The following is a 17,354-nucleotide window of genomic DNA, read 5'->3' on the forward strand; positions in this document are numbered from 1 at the left end:
GCCCGGGCTGTTTTGTAAATGTTTTGCAAAATGAGCTCATGTACACAGTACTCAAAAAGAAGTGCAGACATGGCAATAAAAATCATCATCAGGAGACGCTCGCATGAGCCAGCAAGCTATAGGAAAATACCGGTGGACTATTTGTGCCCTGCTATTTTTTGCCACCACCGTTAATTACCTGGATCGCCAGGTACTCAGTCTGTTAGCACCCGATTTATCAAAAGAATTTGGCTGGACCAATACTGACTATGCCAATATCACGGCGGTATTCCAGTTTGTATATGCCATCTCCATGCTGTTCGCCGGTCGTTTTATCGACAAGATAGGTACCAAGAAAGCTTATCTGATCGCCATTGCAGTCTGGTCGGTTGGTGCGGTCATGCATGCTTATTCCATCATGCTGGGCGAAGGCATGGTCAGTGCGCTGACCGCACTCGGCATTGCCGCGATTCCAGTGTCTGTTGCAGGTTTCATGATTTCACGTGCAGTGCTGGCAATAGGTGAAGCCGGTAACTTTCCTGCAGCGATCAAGGCCACCGCAGAATATTTTCCCAAACATGAACGCTCCTTCGCCACTGGTATTTTTAATTCTGGTGCCAACATCGGCGCGATCCTGGCACCTTTGACTGTGCCGCTTATCGCTGCTCAGTGGGGTTGGCAGTCTGCCTTTATCATCATAGGCGCGATAGGTTTTGTCTGGATGATTTTCTGGCAGATGTTCTATGACAAACCAGAACAGCAAAAATATCTTTCGGCAGCAGAACTCGCTTACATCAACAGTGGTGACACACAAACAGCAGAGACAGCAAGTACCACCAGCGATGCAGGTAAAAAAGTATCCTGGTTCAAACTGCTGTCTTACAAACAAACCTGGGCTTTTGTCATAGGCAAGTTCATGACCGACGGCGTGTGGTGGTTCTTCCTGTTCTGGCTGCCCAAGTATCTGGAAGCGCAGTACAAGATGCAAAAGACCGAGATCGTCTTGCCACTGGCAGTCTTGTACAGCATGACCATGATAGGCAGTATAGGCGGAGGTTATTTCCCCAGCTATTTCATGCGCCGTGGTGACAGTGCCTACAATGGCCGCATGAAAGCCATGCTGGTAATTGCCCTGTTCCCCCTGGTGGTCTTGCTGGCACAGCCATTTGGTTACCTCGGCTTCTGGGTGCCGGTATTGCTGATCGGTATAGGCACTTCTGCCCACCAGGCCTGGTCTGCGAATATCTTCACCACCGTATCTGATATGTTCCCGAAAAAATCGGTGGCATCCATCGTCGGCATAGGCGGCATGGCCGGTGGTCTTGGTGGTGTACTGGTCTCCAAAACGGGCGGCTGGCTGTTTGATTATTATGGTCAGCTGGGTCATATACAGACTGGCTACACCATCATGTTTACTTTCTGCGCAGTTGCCTATCTGTTGGCATGGGGCATGATGAAGGCGCTGGTGCCTACCCATAAAGAAATCACAGATCTGTAAGATGACTGAATTTTCACACATAGAATCGATACCAGCCGTGAACTGCATCGTCGGTGAAAGCCCTCTGTGGCATGCGGAGCAGGCGGCCTGGTATTGGGTTGATATACCGGCGAAAACCATTTGGAAACTCGATGCCAGAAATGGCCGCCTGACGTCCTGGCTGACCACGGAAATGGTGGCCTGCATCGCCTTGAAACAGGACGGCGATTTTATTGCGGGTATGGAGAGCGGTATTTTCAGCCTGCATCTGGGTGAAAACTCACATGCCCGGCAAACCCATCTGGCAGCGCCAGCAGAGCTGATGGGGAGCGGGACAGGCATGCGTTTCAATGACGGCCGCTGTGACCGCCAGGGACGTTTCTGGAGTGGCACCATGTTCATGGACATGGCTGCGGCGAAAGCGATAGGTAATCTCTACCGCTATTCAACAGCGCAAGGACTGTCGGCCCCTGTCGTCAGTAATCTGCTGACCCAGAATGGCCTGGCATGGTCACCTGACGGCAAGACCATGTATTTGTCGGATTCCCATCCTGCCAGCCAGACTATCTGGGCATTTGACTATGATGTGGAAGATGGCATGCCACATAACAAACGCGTCTTTGCCGACATGAAACCCATGGCTGGCCGCCCTGACGGTGCCGCCATGGATGTTGATGGTTGCTACTGGATATGCGGCAATGATGGCGCCTGCCTGCTGCGCTTCACGCCTGCAGGCAAGCTCGACCGTACTATCGCCCTGCCGATGAACAAACCCGCCATGTGCACCTTTGGCGGGCCGGACATGAGTACCTTACTGGTCAGCTCCATAGGTGCTGGCAAGGCGGAACATGATCAATGGGCAGGCAGCCTGGTGCTGGTCAGGCCGGGTGTGGCAGGTGTGCCAGAAACAAGATTCGCAAACTGATTTATTTAATACCTGAAAGCGCAGCGGTACTTGAGCGCATAAGAGATAACATCTCTTATGCGCATTTTTTTATGCTGAGAGCTGGCTATTGTGCAGTTTGTCACCTATCTGCACATTCTTCAATTCCAGGCCCTTGACGTTGTACAGATACAATGGGCTGGCAGCATTCACTGGCGTACCAAACTGGCAATCGCTGATGGTCACATTAGTGACCGGGAAGATCATGGGATTCTTGTCGTCACCGTTATAGTCTGAGGCGACAGGGCCAAGGATGACGATGGCCTGGAAGCACGAGAACTTGCCGTTTTTGGTCGTGACATTACCCACTTTGACATTCGAGATATGCACATTGGTCACCACCGGTGGCCTGGTCCTGACATTGTCACTGACAGGTGCGTAATCGCAATCAAAGGTGATGACGGCACCGGCAGCGGTGGCGACTGTCTTGGATTGTATCGGTGAGCCAGGCAGCGACGTGTAGAAAGACGGGCTGGTCTGCACACCATTCGGAATCGTAATATTGCGTACAAAGAAATTCTTGAGGTAACCGCCACGGTTCATATTGGTCTTCAGGCGTATCGCTGTGTTCAGTGGATTGGTGGCCCAGTTGATATTTTCGAACAAGAGATTTTGCGCATACACATTCTGTATGCCGCCCGCCATTTCACTACCCAGTGTCACCGCGCCATGACCGCTTTGCATGGTGCAATTCTGGATGACAATATTTTGTGAAGGCCCATACTGGGTATCCAGATTCTTGCCTGCCTTGATGGCGATGCAGTCATCACCAGAATCAAAGGTACAGGATTCAACCAGTACATGATCACAGGCCTCGGGGTCAAAGCCATCGCTGTTCGGGCCATGGCTTTTCGCCAGGACATTGCGTATCACGACATTGCGGCAATGCACAGGATGGTGTTGCCAGAACGGCGTATGATTCACCTGATAGCCCTGCATCAAGACATTCGTGCAACTAATAAACTGTATCATCGGCGGACGCAAATTATGGCCCATGCCAAAGATACGTTTGCCCACGGGCACACCCGCTTCAGACAGGGATGGCAGATAATTCGCATCGGCACGCCATTTATCGTTATCGCCCTGTATGCGCAGCCTCTGTTTTTCATCGAGTTGCGGTGCGATTTTTTCCAGGCTGGTCGCATTCAAATCATTTGCGGTATTTTCTGAGCGCTTGCCCAGCTTGTAATTCGGCGTGGTATTTTGTCCCACAGAATTGATGGTTTTTTGCTTGCCCTTCCAGGTCCACCAGCAATCACCATTATCATCAAAGGGAACACCACCCTGGCCGTCGAGTATGCTGCTCCAGTCATCACCCGTCAGAGCAATATTATCCTGACCATAGGCGTATACCATGGGTGAGAAATTCAGGCAGTCATTACTCTGCCAGCGCGATATGACCAGCTTGCCATTTGGCCCGCAGTCAAAGCTGCCGTATTTAGCATAGTCTTCAGGATTATTACTGAAATAGATATGCGCACCCTTTTGTAGATGCACATTCACATTCGACAGCAAGACGATGGGGCCAGCGCAATACCAGTTACCGGCAGGGATGATCACACGGCCACCACCTGCTTCATGACAGGTCTTGATCGCCTGAGCGATCGCAGGATAAATATCTTTGGCATTCGCGACTGGTGTAGATAAATTATCCTGCTCTTCAAAAGAGATCCAGGATTTGACTTTTTTTAATTCACAAGTGACAGCACCAAAATCAGTGATGCGGTAATCAGCAGCGCGAAATTTAAGGGGCTTGGCAAGACGATCGACAATGTCCTGGGCCTTTTGCCAGGGGTCTTCTATCATGCTCGCGGCGAGGGCACGGCTTGCTGGCAAGCTGCTGCCGGCAGCCAGGGACATCGTCTTGATAAAGTTGCGGCGCGCTTCCTGACTTGCCACTGTATTTTTTTCGTGTTTCATCTTGTCTCTCTTATGCTGTTACCGGTTTACTCTTCAGTATTATTAAATTCAGCCAGGAATATGCGCACAGGTGAAAAAGGCCCGTCATATCCCATCTGCTTTACAGGATCAATTTTTGCTGCCAGTAAATTCGCCCAGTAATCATCACTGGTAAATTGCGCAGGACGGTAAGGCAAGGTGCCCTTCTTGTTCCAGTCTGACCAGGGCTGCTTTTTATTGATATGTGCACCGATGACAGAATTCATGACGACCATCTTGCCCACCGTTTCCAGCGTTTGCCGCCTGATCGTACCTGTCGGTGAATTGAATACATCGACCTCGCCTATCTGGCAGTCATAGCCTACAACAAGTACAGGCGCATACGGTGTGCAACGCTCGTTATGGAACCACTGGCGCGCCAGGCTGAATTTGCCTGCAAGGGCATTGCTGCTGCCGTCGTGGGTGAAGCGGCAATGGTCAAACACAAAACCGTAGCGCGACTTCACATTGGTGTTGGGGGCACCAACATAGGAAGAATTGCGGTCACCCAGGGATTTGATTTCAGTTTCAAGAAAGTAGGCCGTGGCATCACCAAAAATAAAATCGACATCGCCTTCTATGTAGGAGCGCTGGAAAAACTGCCTGGCAGTCTGGCCATCCTTGCCTGACTTCATGTACAGGGTGTCCTGGAAGCCCAGCATGCGTACACCATCAAAATGCGTCTTATCTGCACCATCCAGCATGACGGCCAGCGCCTGGTGATGCACCATCTGGCTGCGTGCATAAATGCCATTTTCATCAGGACAATTACCCGGCTGACAATCTGCGCGGGCATTACCCTGGTCTTTGTTGTAGGCATTTTCTATCGTCAGGTTTTTTGCCTGAAAGCCGGGACTCTTGACCCACAATACGGCAGTGCCAAAAGTACCCAGTGCTGGCCGGTCTTTGATGCTGTTGTACATGGCGGCGATGTTGCTGTGCACACTCGCAAACTGTGCAGAAAATTGCGAGCTGTAAGTGCTGCCTGTCGTTGCCGCATCAAGATTGGCACTGATGCGCGTCGTAGCGGCATCACTGCCATACAAGGTGATGGGAATAGCCGTATCAGGCACATACACCAGTTCACGGTAAGTACCAGGTTTGATGTAGATGTGAATACGCTGCTTGCCTGCTTTCGATTTTTCTATATCGCCAACAGCCTGATTAACTGCAGCCTGCACTTGCCTGAATACCCTGATGCCATCTGGTGTGGCGTTGGCATCAACGACATAGTCCGGCACCAGTTGCGGGTCGCCGGCAATCGGGGCAGACAGCGGGTCCCATGGTGCAAGCTGCTCCTTACCCGGCAAACCTGCATATTTCAAAACTTCGCTATAGGAAAAATTCTTGGCCGCCTGCGCATCAAGTTGCGGACGCTTGCTATTATCAGTTGCACTACCTGGTTCTGGATATGCAGCAAATGCCTTTTCGCACTGTCCAGGATTGGCAGCCACTGCATTGAAAACTACTTTATCACGACCTTCCAGTTGCACGTGTTCAAACTGGCTGCTGCTCTTGTCTGCTACGCTGACATCCTTCATTTTAAGTGCAATGACATGTTCTGCGTCATAGCCTTGCAGGATGATCTTGCCTGGTGTTAAAGACTGTACATGTTCAAGACTGATATTACGGTATTGTGGCACCAGATTACCTGTGGCAGTTTTACCGTAATGGGTATCAAAGTCTATCGGTGCCTTGACGTTGCGTATACAGACATTGCGATAGTTAATGTTTTGTACCAAACCACCACGCGAGACATCGCTCTTGATACGCAAGCCTGAAGTCGTTCCATCCATGCTGAGATTTTCGACCAGCACATTGCTGACACCACCATTGGTTTCACTGCCTATGGACATGCCATGGCCGGAATAAAAATGGTTATTGCGGATGGTGATATTTTCTGTCGGGCCGTTGTTACCCGCCTTGATGGCGACATTGTCGTCACCGGTACGGATATAGCTATTGGCAATCGTGATATTGCGCGAAGAGATAGGGTCTATGCCATCGGTATTTCTGGCATTGGCGGGCGTATCGATGCGCACACCCCAGGCGGTAAAGCCATCAACCTGGTTCAGGGTGACATGAAAATTTGGTGAATTGCGCAAGGTAATATTGTGCAGGGTAAAATCATTCGACTGCGTGACTTCTATGAGTCTGGGCACATTCTGGCGATTGTTTTCTTTCTGTGCACGCCGGGCGATCTGCCACCAGCTTTCTTCCTTGCCGGTAATACGTTCGCCACCCTGGCCATTGATGACACCCTCACCATAAATACCGCTGCCTTTGGCGCGTTCAATCGTAATAAAAGGTTTGCAACCTTTGCCCTTGTCGTCATTGATGCCGCAGGTGCCTGTGCCACGGTCATAATCGAGCGGGTGCGTCGATGCATATAAGGTCACACCTGCATCAAGCAAAAGTGAAACACCACTGCGCAATTGCAAAGCACCAGACAGAAAGGCGGCCTTGCCATTACGGCTGCTCAGGCGCACTGCCTGGCCAGGGCGGCAGGCGTCTATTGCGGCTTGCAAACTGTGTGTATCTGGTGCGCGGCCAGATACAGCATTTTGCTTGCCACTCTCCAGTTGCGCTGCCAGCACGCTGCAGATTGCCGGTGTCTGTGGTTCTTTTACCAGGCGGCTATCTTGCGCAAACACTGAGCTGGCAAACAAACAGCCTGATGAGGCCAGTGCAGCAACAACAGCTAATGCAGAAGATTTTTTTCGCTTGCTCATCATCTGTTCCCTGCATTCACATGTGCTTGCAAATTCGGCGCTATCAGCAGTAATTCCTTGAGCACCATGGCAGAAAAATGCGCTGCACCTTTGCTGCCCAGGTGGGTACGGTCAAAGGCAGATTTCGCTGCACCGGCTCTTTCCGTCTTTGCCAGGTCACCCGTGTCTGCTGGCAATGCGGCAGGAGGTGGTGCCATTGCCAGCGTATCGGCTTCAGCCTCGCCCATCGCCTGCACTGAGCTATAACTGATGGCATTCAAATCTATCATGGGTACATGTTTGTCGTCTGCCACTTTCATGCTGGCATCTGCCCAGGGCCGCAAATCATTTTGCAATTGCGTACCCTTGAAGCTGCGCCTGGTCAACGGCGTCACCAGCACGGCTTGCGCACCGGCAGTTTGCACATCATTGACATAAGCTGCCATATTGACAGGGAATTCTGTCGCCAGATCGGTAGACCGACCGGGCTTGCCGGGCTGGTCATTGTGACCGAACTGTATCAATACCAAAGTCTGGCTGAACTGTGTATTGCTTGCCATGAGCTTTTGTACTACTTCCCATGAACCTTCGGCACGGTAACTGCCAGAGCTGCGGCCACCTTTTGCCAGATTAAGACAAGTCACCTCAGGCTTGAAGCGTGCGCACAAGGCATCACCATAGCCACTTTTGGGTGCCATGGTGGAGTCACCCACGAGTATGATGCGTGTGGGCTGCGTGGGCTTCGTGGACAACGCAGGACCTGGCGATTCTGCCAGCCGTGTCTGGCTGCAAGCGCACAGCATCAATGCGCTTATCGCAGTCATGGCGAAAGTGCGGAGTATAAGTTTCATGGGATTTTCTGGATTCTTAAAAAAACAGGGTCTGCGAACAAACCCTGTCTCTGTCAAATGACTACATCACTACGTTAATGCTTAAAAGTTATAAGTCAGACGCGCATTGAATGCACGGCCTATAGGGCTGGCTGCACTGCTCAGATAGCCGTAGGTATAACCACTATGATTGGTGACAGGTGGTTTGGCATCCAGCAAGTTGGTGATACCGGCTGACAAAGTCAGGTTCTTGAAACCACGGTAGCTTGCTGTCAAATTCCAGACCTGGTATGGCTCGATGTCCCTGAAGTATTCTGCCGCAATCAAATTCTGGTCATGGTAGCCAGTGTTATAGTTTTGCGTCAGTTGAGAACTCCAGTTACCATAATTCCATGCCATCGTCAGCGTATGTTTCCAGCGGAAAGTAATGATAGGCAAGCTGCTGGTCGTACCATTGCTGGCGACACCAAAGCGACCCACGTTGGAGACATAAGCGCTGTCTTTTTCCAGTTGGTTATCGAACTGCGTCAGATAAGTACCATTCAACTCAAACTTGAAATTACCCAAGGATGTTTTAGGAATGGAATAAGCCAGGGCAACGTCGATACCAGAAGCTTTCTGGCCACCCAGGTTCATCGTGATATTTTTGATGTAAGCCAGTGAGCCATCAGCATTACGCACAAACAGATCAGCGTACTTGGTTGGGTTCAGGAAATAGACTTGCTCAGGCAAATTAGCCAGCATGTCCTTCATTTCTATATGCCAGTAATCAGCTGACACCGTCAGGTTTTGCAAAGGCTCAGCAGCGATACCAAGAGTAAAGCCCTTGGATGTTTCTGGCTTCAGATCAGCGTTACTACCGGTTTGGCGCGGCAGAGCGACATTACATACTGCTGATGCGACCAGACCAGGCAAGGCTTTGCCGGTACCGGCTACACCAGGAGTGCCGCCCGGGCATTGCACGGGATCATCCCATTTTGCAGCTGTCGTGGTATTTGCACCTGCTACTCGATAGCCATAGCGGTCAAACAGTGTCGGTGCACGGAAACCGGTATTGGCAGAACCACGGAACATCAAAGACTTCATCGGCTGATAACGGAAGCTGGCCTTGGGATTGATGGTATTACCAAAATCGCTGAAATGATCGTCACGCACGGCAACGTTGAAATTCAATTCCTTGGTGACAGGGATTTCCATCTCGGCATAAAGCGCTGCGACATTTCGTGCACCCTGGCCATGCGATGGACCAGAAGCCGCGTAAGTTACGACTGAGGTGATATCAGTCTTGGTATCTTCTGTTGTATCTCTGTGCACATCGGCACCCAAAGCCAGTGTCAATGGTCCGCCAGCGAGTGTAGTCAACTCAGTGGAGGCAGTCAGGTCTATGCCTGTGAAGGTACTGATGGAATGGCGATTCAATGCGCCATCTACCGAGATACTTGCGAGGTAAGCCTTACCTGCAGCATCCTGCAAACCAAAAGGATTCAGCGTGCCGTTGGCTATGCCTGTCAGCAGGCCAGGGCCATTCACATAACCTGTTTCGTAGTAGTTATCACGCTGGCTGTGACCATAGACAAAACCAGCCTTGTAGTCCCAGTTTCCAAAACGGCCTTCATCATTGACGCTGACGCGTTGGTTGACTTGTACGTCCTTGGTCGTGGCTTCTGCCAGGTCGGCGACGCTCCATGTGACTGTCAGTGGCTCACTTTTGAGACCTGCTACAGCAGGTACGCCGCCAGAGTTACCTGGATACCATTTGCTGGTCGATGGTATCAGGGCTGCGACACCATTTGCTGTCAGGCTGGTGGTTGGATTTTTTGTACCGAGGATGTATTCCTGGCCGCGCATGTAGTCGATAGTCAGGGTATGATCATCACTGAATTTCTTCGTGCCCTTGGCATAGAAGGTGACCTGCTCGTTACCATACAATGCTGTGCCGTAGTAAGCCGCATTCAGGATACAGGTATTCTTGGCACCCTGTATGCTGTATGGACCCTGGCAACCTGCTGCATAGTAAGGATTGGCAGCGGTTTTATTGGTTGCCGTCGTGAAGTTCGCTGGCATGGCATAACCACCGCTACCCAAAGTAGGCGCACGGCCTATGCTGGTCAGTATATCTGTGGTGCTCAGTTCGGCACGGTCAGAAGCCAGCAAGCGGGTGCGGCGATGCGCATCTACTGTACCGTACAAATTCCAGCCATCTTTTTGCAGATCACCGACACCAACGGTGGCGCTCAGGCGCTGCTCATCACCACCACCAGATTTCTGTGGTTTGACATATTGTGCAGAAACAGAATTACCAACCACTGTGCGCTTGGTAATGAAGTTGACCACGCCGCCGATCGCGTCAGAACCATAAATGGACGATGCACCATCACGCAGGATTTCTACCCTGGCGATTGCGCTCATAGGGATCACATCAAGATTGGCATAACCATCGGCAATCGCTTCATTGGCCAGACGGCGGCCATTCAGCAAGACCAGGGTACGGTTAACACCGAGGCCGCGCAGATTGATGTTAGTACCGGAACCAGCATTTGATGGCGCCAGAGAACTGGATTCCGGCAGGGACATCATCAAATCTGCCAGTGTGGTCATGCCACGTTTTTCCAGCTCTTCACCGGTCACCATGGTGACTGGCAATGATGCTTCTGATGCCAGGCGTTTGATGGATGAACCTGTCACTTCCACCCTTTGCACTTCTTGCGCCTGAGCCTGATTGACCATAGTCAGCACTGCCAGCGCTATCGATGACAATACAAACATGGGCCTTTGGAATTTCTTATCGTGTTTCATTTTGCAGTCTCCTCCAGTTTTCATAGAATTCTCGCGTCCATACCTCTTCGGGTATGGAGCACTAGTTGGAGCACCTCGCGTACTCTGTGCCGCTGCGACGAAGATGGGCGCAAAAGCCCCACCGGGGTCACAGCCGGTCAAAAATAATAAAATCCGATTACCACAAATAAAGTCGCAAATGTTTTCTTTGCTTGATGACTTATCTGCTCTTTTGCTTTTGCATCGCTTTGTGTTGCCAATGCACAGCTTATGTATTGTTATGCATTCAGCCGCGTGAGAAAGTCCTGGTTACCCTTTCAAGATGCGCCCGCATCGCCTTGCGCGCAGCTGCCGGATCATGCGAAGCAATTGCCTCCAGAATATTTCTATGATCAGTCAACGTTTCCTGGCGCAAGTCTTCTGTCTGGAAATGCTCCTTCAATTTATGCCATAAACGGCCACGCTGGTTCCACAGATATTCAACCGTGCCCACCAGCGCACTATTGCCGGTTGCCCTGGCGATGGCCAGATGAAAATTCCTGTCTGCGTTTTCATTACTGGAATAATTGGCATGATGTTTTTCCATTTCCAGTACTGCTTTCAAGATTTCATCTATTGCCGAATCTGTTGCTACTCTTGCCGCAATTGCTGCCACTTCTGCTTCTATCAGGCGACGCGCCGACAACACTTCAAACGGCCCCGGCCCGGCTTCAGGCACATTCGCCTGGGCTTCAGGCACCTCACTGACATAGACGCCAGAGCCACCTCTTACTTCAATCACACCACCGAGTTCCAGCGCTATCAGTGCTTCACGTAAAGATGCGCGGCTCACACTCAATTTGGTTGCCAGATCGCGCTCAGAAGGCAAACGCTCACCGGCAGCTATATTTTCTTCAGCGATCAGGGCCTGGATCCTGTCTGCTACCACGCGGTACAACCTGGGCTCATGCGTCAGCCCTTCGTTCTGTGAACTATTTTTTTTCATCATGGTGTTTGCTACCCGTAGAAAAGCTTAATAAAAGCAATTCGGTCAGACCATTCTAATGTGGTCAGACCAAATTTGCAATGTGGACTAGCCAGATTTTTTATTTGGTGGCATACTCGCCACAAATGATACGAGAGGGATTATAGCGGACTCTGCATTTCCTCCTGTAGAAAAAGAAAAATCTGACGGTATAAATAGAAGGTTTTCATAGGGGAAGCCGGTCTCTTGGCAGTAATGATGCAAATTACCAACGCGGCCAGAACTATATTTGCAAAGTTTCATGCCAATTGCTTTCTGGTATGACCACTTTGATGAAAACCAGGTTTTTCAATAAAAATAATTGTGCACAGCTCATCTCTTTGTGCATTGATAGCCACAAGTGGCAAAGAAGGGGGAATACAAAATGACGGTATCCAGCATCAGCCGGCCACTCAGCTCGCCGCTATATATACGCATGCATGACAAGGACAATGTGGCGATTGTTGCCAATGATGGTGGTTTGCCAGCGGCGACGGTTTTCCCCTGTGGCCTGAGCTTGCTGGAGCATGTTCCCCAAGGGCATAAACTGGCCTTGCAGGATATTGCTGAGGGTGCCGCCATTAACCGCTATAACGTCACCATAGGTTATGCGGTGCGCGCCATCCCACAGGGCAGCTGGGTAGAAGAGTCATTGATACGCATGCCCCCCGCCAGAGAACTGGTAGATTTGCCCATCGCTACCGTGCATGCTCCCAACACTGAACCACTGGAAGGCTATACCTTCATGGGTTACAGGAACGCAGATGGCAGTGTAGGTACGCGCAATATACTAGCCATCACGACGACAGTGCAATGTGTATCCGGTGTGGTTGAGCATGCAGTAAAGCGCATCAAGGAAGAACTCTTGCCGAAGTACCCCAACGTTGATGATGTCGTCGGCCTGGAGCATACTTATGGCTGCGGCGTCGCGATTGACGCACCAAATGCCAATATTCCCATACGCACGGTGCGCAATATCAGCCTGAACCCTAACTTTGGTGGGCAAGCCATGGTAGTCAGCCTGGGCTGTGAAAAACTGCAACCAACACGTTTATTCCCCAAGGGCAGTATTCCCATCAAGAAGGGAGATGAAGGCAGCGGCGAACCTGCACTTGTATGTCTGCAGGATCAGGTGCACGTAGGCTTCAACTCCATGATCGCATCGATCATGAACACCGCAGAAAAACAATTGGCCGAGCTGGACAAGCGCCGCCGCGAACCCTGCCCTGCGTCAGAGCTGGTAGTCGGTGTGCAATGTGGCGGCAGCGATGCCTTCTCAGGCGTGACAGCCAACCCGGCTGTCGGCTTTGCGACAGATTTGCTGGTGCGTGCCGGTGCGACGGTCATGTTTTCTGAAGTGACAGAAGTACGTGACGGCATAGACCAGTTAACCTCACGCGCCGCCAACCCGGAAGTGGCCGCCGCCATGATCAGGGAAATGGCCTGGTATGACGATTACCTGAAACGTGGCGGCGTCGATCGCAGCGCGAATACCACGCCAGGCAATAAAAAAGGTGGACTGTCAAATATCGTTGAAAAAGCCATGGGTTCCATTGTCAAATCTGGCAGCTCCACCATTTCTGGCGTTTTGTCACCGGGCGACAAGCTCACACAAAAAGGCTTGATCTATGCTGCTACGCCAGCCAGCGATTTTGTCTGCGGCACCTTGCAACTGGCAGCGGGCATGAATTTGCATGTATTCACCACCGGGCGTGGCACACCATATGGTCTTGCCGCAGTCCCCGTCATCAAGGTCGCGACCAGGAATGATCTGGCCAGACGTTGGAATGACCTCATGGATATCAATGCCGGTAAAATCGCCAGCGGCGAAGCCACGATAGCTGATGTGGGCTGGGAATTGTTCCAGATGCTGCTGGATGTCGCCAGTGGCAAGGAAACTTGGGCCGAGCATTGGAAATTGCATAATGCGTTGGTGTTGTTCAACCCGGCACCGATTACCTGATCAATAGTCTCAGCAGGAAATCTAAGCAAAAACGCGTTTCAAGAATTCAATAGAAGAGAAAGAATCCCATGAACACCAATATTACTGAAAAACCTTTCAATCGCATTTTGCTGACCGGTGCAGCCGGTGGCCTAGGCAAAGTTCTGCGTGAACGTATCAAGGCTTGGGCCAATATCGTGCGCCTCAGCGACATCGCCGATCTTGGCCCAGCGGGTGAAGGCGAAGAAGTCGTCCAATGTGACCTGGCCAACAAAGCTGCGGTGCTGGCATTGATGGAGGGCGTGGATGTGGTACTGCATTTTGGCGGTATTTCTACTGAAGCCAATTTTGAAGCCATCATGCATGCGAACATACAGGGCACCTACAATATCTATGAAGCGGTGCACAAGCACAATGTCAAGCGCGTGGTATTTGCCAGCTCTAACCATGCAGTCGGTTTTTATCGTACTACGGATTATATCGATGCTGACATGCCTACCCGTCCTGACGGCATGTATGGCATCAGCAAATGTTTTGGTGAATCCTTATCCCGTTTTTACTATGACAGATTTGGTATAGAAACAGTCTGCATACGCATAGGTTCATCCTTCCCTGTGCCAACGACACGCCGTATGCTGGTGACTTATTTCAGTTACGATGATCTGGTTGAAATGCTGCGCTGCTCTATCTTTGCACAGCGCGTGGGTCACACTATTGCCTTTGGTGTATCTGAAAATCCGGGCAAGTGGTGGGACAACAAAAAGGCTGCACATCTGGGTTACAAGGCAAAAGACAGTTCTACGGTTTTTTCTCATCTGTATCCAGACAGCAGTGAGTATCCGGCCAAAGACGATATCACTACTATTTATCAGGGCGGTGGCTTTTTGCTGACGACGCCGCAATACAAAGATTAAACCAGGAAATAAGAAGCTGTTGCAAAATCAAAAGGGCAGACAAAGTTTATTTGTCTGCCCTTTTTCATTCACCAGCCGTCAGGTCAAGGAACTGGTCAAGAATATGGAAGTGGTCATCAAAGAATAATTCCTCCATGCCTTCCAGTTTGTCTATGCTGACCCAGGCTGCCTGGGCTGCATCATCGGCTGCGCGAATATCGGGCAAGTGATCAGTCTGCAAATCAAAATAATGCGCATGAGTGATAGTGCGGCCACGCAGGCTGCGGCCTGGATGGTCGAACACTTTGACATCGACCAAAGCATGCTCAAGCGTGGATGCCAGTACCGCCAGATTGGTTTCTTCAAACAATTCGCGTATCGCGCCCTGGAACAGTCTTTCATTCTGATCGAGAAAGCCACCAGGCAGTGCCCACAAGCCCTTGCCCGGAAAACCTCCCCGCTGCACCAGTAAGACATGACCAGCCGCCTTGACCACGGCGTCCAGAGTCACGAATGTCGGTGCATAGGGAGCTGCCTTCCATGCCTCCTGATAAGCCAGCAATTGCGCATGCTCTTTCACCAGCACCGCGTAGTGCGGCAAGATGCTCCAGGCCTTCAGGTACTGGCGCACACTCTGTGGCAGGTAATGGGCAATCACATCAAGTGACACACGCATGTCTTCTGCCTCAAACAATACCTTGCGTATGACAGTGGCATCTATCGCCAGTAATTGTTCAGCAGCGACCAGTTGCCATTGCGGGAAACGGTTCAGGTAATAGCTGGAAGCATCCTTGAAGTGACCTATCAAGGCAATGCGTTTTGCATAGGGGAAGTGCCTTTCCACCTTGCCACGCACCGCTGTCGCCCAGCGCGCATCATCATAATAATCACGCACGGCAATATACGACACCCGGTCACGCTCAGCAGGCGTCAGCGTCGCATTGATCATATCTGCCCGCTCTTGCCAGGTGAAAGGGTTTTTGGTACTGCGCGCATGGAAGGATGAACCCAGTACCACGACCACTTCTTCTGCCGTTTCCAGCGCCAGTTGCAAGAGTGTGGCATGGCCGTTATGAAATGGTTGAAAGCGTCCTATCAATACTGCAACGTCGATTTGCATGGCTGACTTCATAAAATAAAACTTTGATTAATCTTAATTGCTGTACTTTGCCGCAATCGGCATCTGGCGTCCACTACCAAAAGCACGACCACGCACGCGGATGATGGGCGGTGCCTGGCGGCGCTTGTATTCATTGCGCGCCACCATGCCCATGATACGGCTCAGGCTCTTCTGGCCAGCTTCAGTCTTTTGCAATTTCTCCACAAAGGCCTGCGCCTTGACCAATTCATGGGCAGGCAGGCGCTTGCCTTCTATATGCCATTTCAGCATTTCATCAAGCTCATCATAAGGTGGCAGGCTGTCTGTATCAAGCTGATCAGGTGCCAGCTCTGCTGACGGTGGCTTGGTCAATACATCTTGCGGGATAATTTCACGCCCGGCTGCATTGTTGACATGTTGCGACAAGGCATACACTTCTGTCTTGTACAAGTCTCCTATCAAACCAAGGCCACCATTGGTGTCGCCATACAGGGTACAGTAACCCACCGATATCTCGCTCTTGTTACCTGTCGTCAGCAACAGCGCACCAAAGGCATTTGAGTATTCCATAAGTATGGTGCCGCGTATGCGGGCCTGCAAATTCTCTTGCGTCAATCCACGCAAGGGTAATGCAAATGCATCTTCAAAACCCTTGGCATACTGCTCCACCAAACTCAGTATCGGATGTGTATACAGTTTGACTTGCAGGTTATCGCATAATTTGACGGAGTCAGATACTGAGCCTGCGCTTGAATACGCCGATGGCATGGTGATAGCGATGACGTTTTCTGCCCCCAGCGCCTGTACTGCCAGGGCAATCGTCAATGCTGAATCAATACCGCCAGAAGAACCGACTACCACTTGCTTGAAGCCACAACGGCGCGCATAGTCTTGCAGACCCAAAACGATCTGGCGACGGGTAAATTCTGGCACAGTCAAGCCCGCACTATCCGGTTTGACTAATGCAGTACCATCGATCGCAGAAAACTGCTTGTCTGCAAATCCCAGCAACTGAAAATCTTCTTCAAAACGTGCTGCCTCAAAAGTCACGCCATGATCAGCTGTGACCGCAAAAGAAGCGCCATCAAACACCAGTTGATCTTGCCCACCAACCTGGTTCACATACAGCAGGGGCAATTGATGATGCGCAGCGGCCTTGGCAAACATCGTATGTCGTTGCTGGCGTTTGCCTATATCTGAAGGGCTGGCATTGATACTGATGATCAAATCGACCTTGGCTACTGTCAGTGCGTTGAAGGGATTAACCTGGTAATCATGCTCTTCATCATTCCAGCCATCTTCACAGACCATGAAACCCAGTTTATGACCAGCGACATCCAGCGTGCTGGCAACTTCCCGCCCCGGTTCAAAATGGCGGCGCTCATCAAAGATGCCATAAGTCGGCAGCAATTGTTTATAGTATTCAGCAACAATCTCACCATTGCGTATCGCCAGCAAAGCATTATGCAAAGCTTTGCCCTGCCCTTTGTTTGGACGCACGGTGCCGATAACGCTGACGAGATCAGGGCAATCTTTGGAAGCCTGCATGATGCTGGCCAATGCCTGTTCAGCCTTCGATAAAAAAGCGCTGTCTTCGAGCAAATCGCCGGGGTAATAGCCGCATACACAGAGTTCACTGAACACCGCGACATCGGCATTTGCCGCCGCAGCTTTTTGCATATGCTGGATGATCGCGGCAGTATTGCCAGCAAAATCACCCACCATATAATTTAATTGTGCAACTGCCAGTTTCAACATGATGAA

At 50.9% G+C, this 17,354-nt stretch carries 11 protein-coding genes; 4 read left to right on the plus strand and 7 right to left on the minus strand.

All coding sequences use genetic code 11. The features are described from left to right. The first annotated feature begins 103 nt into the window (after positions 1-103). Entirely contained in the window at positions 104-1,477 is a 1,374-nt protein-coding gene (locus tag ACO0LL_RS01365; RefSeq protein WP_422949094.1) for an MFS transporter, read from the plus strand. A 1-nt stretch (position 1,478) separates the two neighbouring features. Beyond that, complete coding sequence (locus tag ACO0LL_RS01370) at positions 1,479-2,381, plus strand: SMP-30/gluconolactonase/LRE family protein (protein WP_422949095.1); 903 nt, start codon at positions 1,479-1,481, stop codon at positions 2,379-2,381. Positions 2,382-2,450: 69 nt separating this feature from the next. On the opposite strand, the gene ACO0LL_RS01375 is transcribed toward ACO0LL_RS01370, so the two are convergent. The 5 genes from ACO0LL_RS01375 to ACO0LL_RS01395 all read right to left on the minus strand — a co-directional run bounded on the left by ACO0LL_RS01375 (position 2,451) and on the right by ACO0LL_RS01395 (position 11,641). After that, complete coding sequence (locus ACO0LL_RS01375) at positions 2,451-4,319, minus strand: glycoside hydrolase family 28 protein (protein ID WP_422949096.1); 1,869 nt, start codon at positions 4,317-4,319, stop codon at positions 2,451-2,453. Between the two features lie 26 nt (positions 4,320-4,345). Then, entirely contained in the window at positions 4,346-7,069 is a 2,724-nt protein-coding gene (locus ACO0LL_RS01380) for a pectinesterase family protein (RefSeq protein ID WP_422949097.1), read from the minus strand. Then, entirely contained in the window at positions 7,069-7,899 is an 831-nt protein-coding gene (locus ACO0LL_RS01385) for a rhamnogalacturonan acetylesterase (protein WP_422949098.1), read from the minus strand. Before ACO0LL_RS01385 ends, ACO0LL_RS01380 begins: the two co-directional genes overlap by 1 nt. Positions 7,900-7,980: 81 nt before the next feature. Beyond that, on the minus strand, positions 7,981-10,674 hold the full coding sequence (locus ACO0LL_RS01390) for a TonB-dependent receptor (protein WP_422949099.1): 2,694 nt from the start codon (positions 10,672-10,674) through the stop codon (positions 7,981-7,983). 265 nt (positions 10,675-10,939) lie between these two features. Then, positions 10,940-11,641: a FadR/GntR family transcriptional regulator gene (locus ACO0LL_RS01395; RefSeq protein WP_422949100.1), complete on the minus strand. Its 702-nt coding sequence runs from the start codon at positions 11,639-11,641 to the stop codon at positions 10,940-10,942. Between the two features lie 400 nt (positions 11,642-12,041). Here ACO0LL_RS01395 and garD point away from each other — a divergent pair, with 400 nt between their 5' ends. Together garD and ACO0LL_RS01405 are read left to right on the plus strand one after the other, a co-directional pair. Then, positions 12,042-13,619, plus strand: a complete 1,578-nt coding sequence (gene garD / locus ACO0LL_RS01400; RefSeq protein ID WP_422949101.1) for a galactarate dehydratase — start codon at positions 12,042-12,044, stop codon at positions 13,617-13,619. A gap of 68 nt (positions 13,620-13,687) precedes the next feature. Further along, positions 13,688-14,512 (plus strand): NAD-dependent epimerase/dehydratase family protein, encoded by an 825-nt coding sequence (locus ACO0LL_RS01405; protein ID WP_422949102.1) that lies wholly within the window; start codon positions 13,688-13,690, stop codon positions 14,510-14,512. A 64-nt stretch (positions 14,513-14,576) separates the two neighbouring features. Here the strand turns inward: ACO0LL_RS01405 and ACO0LL_RS01410 are convergent, their stop codons facing one another. Both ACO0LL_RS01410 and ACO0LL_RS01415 read right to left on the minus strand, forming a co-directional pair. Further along, positions 14,577-15,611, minus strand: coding sequence for a bifunctional nicotinamide-nucleotide adenylyltransferase/Nudix hydroxylase (locus ACO0LL_RS01410; RefSeq protein WP_422949103.1), 1,035 nt, complete (start codon positions 15,609-15,611; stop codon positions 14,577-14,579). Positions 15,612-15,644: 33 nt separating this feature from the next. Next, positions 15,645-17,348 (minus strand): NAD+ synthase, encoded by a 1,704-nt coding sequence (locus ACO0LL_RS01415; protein WP_422949104.1) that lies wholly within the window; start codon positions 17,346-17,348, stop codon positions 15,645-15,647. Positions 17,349-17,354: the final 6 nt, after the last annotated feature.

The organism is Undibacterium sp. TC4M20W (assembly GCF_049340245.1).
In the GTDB taxonomy this organism is placed as follows: domain Bacteria; phylum Pseudomonadota; class Gammaproteobacteria; order Burkholderiales; family Burkholderiaceae_D; genus Undibacterium.

What these genes read in the sequence shown, in the direction of transcription:
- ACO0LL_RS01365 (WP_422949094.1), top strand. Translation starts at nt 104, where the DNA reads ATGAGCCAGCAAGCTATAGGAAAATACCGGTGGACTATTTGTGCCCTG.
- ACO0LL_RS01370 (WP_422949095.1), top strand. Translation starts at nt 1,479, where the DNA reads ATGACTGAATTTTCACACATAGAATCGATACCAGCCGTGAACTGCATC.
- ACO0LL_RS01375 (WP_422949096.1), bottom strand. Translation starts at nt 4,319, where the DNA reads ATGAAACACGAAAAAAATACAGTGGCAAGTCAGGAAGCGCGCCGCAAC.
- ACO0LL_RS01380 (WP_422949097.1), bottom strand. Translation starts at nt 7,069, where the DNA reads ATGAGCAAGCGAAAAAAATCTTCTGCATTAGCTGTTGTTGCTGCACTG.
- ACO0LL_RS01385 (WP_422949098.1), bottom strand. Translation starts at nt 7,899, where the DNA reads ATGAAACTTATACTCCGCACTTTCGCCATGACTGCGATAAGCGCATTG.
- ACO0LL_RS01390 (WP_422949099.1), bottom strand. Translation starts at nt 10,674, where the DNA reads ATGAAACACGATAAGAAATTCCAAAGGCCCATGTTTGTATTGTCATCG.
- ACO0LL_RS01395 (WP_422949100.1), bottom strand. Translation starts at nt 11,641, where the DNA reads ATGATGAAAAAAAATAGTTCACAGAACGAAGGGCTGACGCATGAGCCC.
- garD (WP_422949101.1), top strand. Translation starts at nt 12,042, where the DNA reads ATGACGGTATCCAGCATCAGCCGGCCACTCAGCTCGCCGCTATATATA.
- ACO0LL_RS01405 (WP_422949102.1), top strand. Translation starts at nt 13,688, where the DNA reads ATGAACACCAATATTACTGAAAAACCTTTCAATCGCATTTTGCTGACC.
- ACO0LL_RS01410 (WP_422949103.1), bottom strand. Translation starts at nt 15,611, where the DNA reads ATGCAAATCGACGTTGCAGTATTGATAGGACGCTTTCAACCATTTCAT.
- ACO0LL_RS01415 (WP_422949104.1), bottom strand. Translation starts at nt 17,348, where the DNA reads ATGTTGAAACTGGCAGTTGCACAATTAAATTATATGGTGGGTGATTTT.